Genomic DNA, 3,411 nt, shown 5'->3' with positions numbered 1-3,411 from the left:
GCACCGGTGCGGTGACCGCGGCCAGCCGCCCGGGTTCCGGGACCGGTGCGTCGTTCGGAATCGCGCGCATCGCCTCCGGAATCCTGGCCAGCGCGGTGGTGCGCGCCTCGACATAACCGCCGACATCCACGCCGTCCGGAAGCTGCTCCTCGACCAGCCCGCGCAGCCGGTCCAGATCGGAATCCTCGACGGCGGAGGCGAATTCGGCGAAGGCGCGCATGGCCGGGCTTTCCCGTGGCGCGTCGAGCGCGCCGGGCAACAGCAGACCGGCGGCGGCGAACCGGCCGGGTTCCTCGGCGAGCAGGTGCAGCAGGGCGCCGGTGCCCAGGGAGGTGCCGATCGCGGCGCGGGCACCGGTGGCGTCCGCGAGCTCGGCGATGTCCTCGGCGACCCGGCTGTAGGACCAGTAACCGGCGGGCGCGTCCGCGGCGTCCCCGTGTCCGGGCAGCGTGGCCACGACGCGGGTCCCGGGCAGTCCGGACGCGGGCAGCCGGGCCTCTCCGCTCGTGGCGCCGAGCCCGGGAACGACGAGGGTGACCGGATCACCGCTGCCGTAGGACTGCCAGCACAGGCCGGAGGCGAGGGTTCCCCGCATCAGTGCGAGCCGCGCTGTACCTCGGCCAGCTTGGGCCGCACATCCACGAGGTACACCAGGATGGCCACGGTGCCGGCGACCCAGACGATGAACAGGATCCCGCCGAAGTGGAACAGCGCGCACGCCGCCGTTCCCGCCGCGGTGATCCCCAGCCACTTGGGCTTGCTGAGCTTGTCGGCCGCGGTGAACGCGTCGGCCCGCTGCGTGACGGCATGCAGCACGGCGAACAGCCCCGCGGCGACCGCGATCCAGCTGATCGCCTCTGAGATGTAGTACGTTACCCAGTCCTGCACGAGTTCCAGCGTACGCAATCTTCTCGATCGTGAAGCGGCTCCCCCACGGGCGCTGGTGCCCGCGGGGGAGCCGGTCCCCTCGGTCTTGCCTGGTGGAGAGACTCGATTACTTCTTGGTCTCGCCGGTCTTGCGGGTGGTGGAAGTGGCCCGCGGAGTGGTCTTGGCGGTGCTCGCCGGCTTGGCCGAGGACGGCTTGGCCGTCTTCTCGCCCGCCTTCTCGCTCACCTTCTCGGCGGTCTTCTCCGCCTTCTCCGCGGTCTTCTCCGCCTGGGCGCTGACCTTCTCGGCGGCCCGCTTCGTGTTCGCCGCGACCTTCTCCCCGGCGCGGGCCACGGTCTGCGAGGTCTCGGTCACCGTGGCCGCCGCCTTGTCCGCGGCCTTGTCCGCATTGCCCCGCAGGTTGACCCGGTTGAACACCTCCTCGGCGAGATCACGGGCATCACCCGCGGCATCGCCGATCCGGTCCTGCGCCTGGCTCACCGCATCCTCGAGCTGGTCGAGGGCCTTGCTGACCTGAGGGTTCTCCCGCAGTTTGTCCAAAGTGGACTCACCGTGCTCGGCGAGGTAGTGGTACAGATCCCCGGCCGCCTTGGAGTAGGCGTCCACGAGATCACGCAGCTCACCGGGATCGACGAGCTTGCGCAGTTCCTGCGGGTCGATCAGCTTGTCCAGCTCCGCGGCGTCCAGGTGCTCGCGCAGCTCGGTCACGTCCACCGGGGTCTTCGGTTTGTCGTTCTGCTCGACCTGGGCACGGGCCTTGTTCAGCAGATCGGCGACGGCCTGGGTGGCCAGATCGCCCGCGCCGAGCGCGGCGAGCAGCGGGGTACGCACCTGCTCGACGACATCGCCGAAGCGCTCACTGACCTGATCGCGGACCTGGTCCCGGGTTTTCTTCGCGGTGGCGTTCATGATTGTTGCTCCTTGGTTTCGGTGTGGTTCGGGCCGGTTTCGCTCTGCTGCCGCACCGAATCCGATTCCGCATCGCTACCTGCCGCGCCGTCTGCCCCACCGACTTCCCGGGCGCGGTTCTCCCTGCGAAACGATTCGTAGATATCGAGCAAAACCTGCTTCTGCCGGTCTGATATGTCTGTCGCGGAACGGATCGCCTCACCGACCGGACCGCCGAGCGGAGCTTCCAGAATGCCCGCCTGCACATACAGCGCCTCGGCGGAAATGCGTAGCCCCTTGGCGATCTGGGCGAGTATTTCCGCGCTCGGCTTGCGCAGGCCACGCTCGACCTGGCTCAAATACGGGTTGGAGACCCCGGCGAGTTTCGACAATTGCCGAAGCGAGATTTTCGCGCTGCTTCGTTGTTGGCGAATATACTCGCCGATGTCCTTGCCGATATCGGTCACCGCCTGGTTCACATCCATTGCGGTCACCTCCTTGTCTTGGCGATGACACAACGGTACAGCGGAGTGCTAACTCTTGCAAGCACTCTGCTTGCAAGAGTTCATGTGGCGCTCACCACCGGCGATCGGACACTTCTCACCCGTCCACTGTGGACCAGGAACTCAGCGGCAGAGGCAGAACGGATGCCCCGCGGGATCCGCGTAGACCCAGAAGGATTCGTGGCTGTCATCGAGCAACCGGGCACCGAGGGCGAGCGCGCGCTCGTGCTGCGCGGGCAGATCGGCGACCTGGAAGTCCAGATGCGCCATCTGATGGCGTTCCCTGCTCGGCCAGGTCGAGGCACGCACCTCCGGGTCGCGCTGAAAACCGAGCGCGGGACCACCACCCGGATCGCGCAGGGTCGCCCATTCCGCGCCGGGTTCGACCGCGAGATCCGGCCAGTCCAGCAGCGCGCCGTAGAACCCGGCGAGCGCCGCGGGATCGGGGCAGTCGAGGACGTAGGCACCAAGCGAGACCGCGGACATCGCAACCACTCCCTAACTAGCATAGTTGTTTTGCCGGTTAGTATGACCTGCCGAATGGTGAGCGGCAAGGACAATTCCCGGGGGCACGCTTTACACTGGGGAAGGTGACTGCCGGACGGGTAACCGCTTCCGCACCCGCGGAACGCGATATCGAACTGGTGATGAGCTTCCTGAACACACTCGACGTCGAGGACGGCGTCGATGTGCTGGCCGAACGCGGAGGCTGGTCCTCATGGGTGCGCGACAGAGATCTCGGCGCTCCCGGCGCGGCCGAACAGGCCGCGCGGGTGCGCTCCGCGCTCCGTGGATCGGTGGGCGATCATCTCGCCCGCCCCTCGGGACCGACGGGTCTCTCGACGACCGGTGAACTGACCGTGCACATTCGCGAGCACGGCCCGGTCCTGGTGGCGCACACCGCCATCGGGGAGATCCTCGCCGCCGCATCCCGGTTGAGCACCCTCGGGATGTGGGACCGGGTGAAGATCTGCCCCGCCGATTCCTGTCGCTGGGCCTTCTACGACCGTTCCCGCAACCGCAGCCGCACCTGGTGCTCGATGCAGGTGTGCGGGAACCGGGAGAAGGCCCGTATCTGGCGGGAAAAACACGCCTGAGCGAGCGGGTGCCCCCTAAGGGATGTCTCGTAAC

6 protein-coding genes are annotated in these 3,411 nt (G+C 67.7%); 1 reads left to right on the top strand and 5 read right to left on the bottom strand.

The window, feature by feature from the left end; translation table 11 throughout:
* The 5 genes from AD72_RS31315 to AD72_RS31295 all read right to left on the bottom strand — a co-directional run.
* A partial coding sequence (locus AD72_RS31315; protein ID WP_031470248.1) for an alpha/beta fold hydrolase occupies positions 1 to 595 on the bottom strand: 595 nt, incomplete at its 3' end.
* Complete coding sequence (locus AD72_RS31310) at positions 595 to 888, bottom strand: DUF2516 family protein (RefSeq protein WP_031470247.1); 294 nt, start codon at positions 886 to 888, stop codon at positions 595 to 597. The genes AD72_RS31310 and AD72_RS31315, both read right to left, overlap by 1 nt.
* A 106-nt stretch (positions 889 to 994) precedes the next feature.
* Positions 995 to 1,798: a hypothetical protein gene (locus AD72_RS31305; RefSeq protein ID WP_051899216.1), complete on the bottom strand. Its 804-nt coding sequence runs from the start codon at positions 1,796 to 1,798 to the stop codon at positions 995 to 997.
* A complete protein-coding gene (locus AD72_RS31300) occupies positions 1,795 to 2,262 on the bottom strand; it encodes a helix-turn-helix domain-containing protein (RefSeq protein WP_037347976.1) in 468 nt (155 codons plus the stop codon). Before AD72_RS31300 ends, AD72_RS31305 begins: the two co-directional genes overlap by 4 nt.
* Before the next feature lie 141 nt (positions 2,263 to 2,403).
* On the bottom strand, positions 2,404 to 2,766 hold the full coding sequence (locus tag AD72_RS31295; protein WP_031470244.1) for a VOC family protein: 363 nt from the start codon (positions 2,764 to 2,766) through the stop codon (positions 2,404 to 2,406).
* Positions 2,767 to 2,870: 104 nt separating this feature from the next.
* Between AD72_RS31295 and AD72_RS31290 the strand changes: the two genes are divergently transcribed.
* Positions 2,871 to 3,377 (top strand): CGNR zinc finger domain-containing protein, encoded by a 507-nt coding sequence (locus AD72_RS31290; RefSeq protein WP_031470243.1) that lies wholly within the window; start codon positions 2,871 to 2,873, stop codon positions 3,375 to 3,377.
* Positions 3,378 to 3,411: the final 34 nt, after the last annotated feature.

Source organism: Sciscionella sediminilitoris, from assembly GCF_000737195.2.
GTDB classification, from domain to species: Bacteria; Actinomycetota; Actinomycetes; order Mycobacteriales; family Pseudonocardiaceae; genus Sciscionella; species Sciscionella sediminilitoris.
The sequence above is the reverse complement of the archived record's forward strand: the minus strand, read 5'-3'. Positions and strand labels throughout refer to the sequence as shown.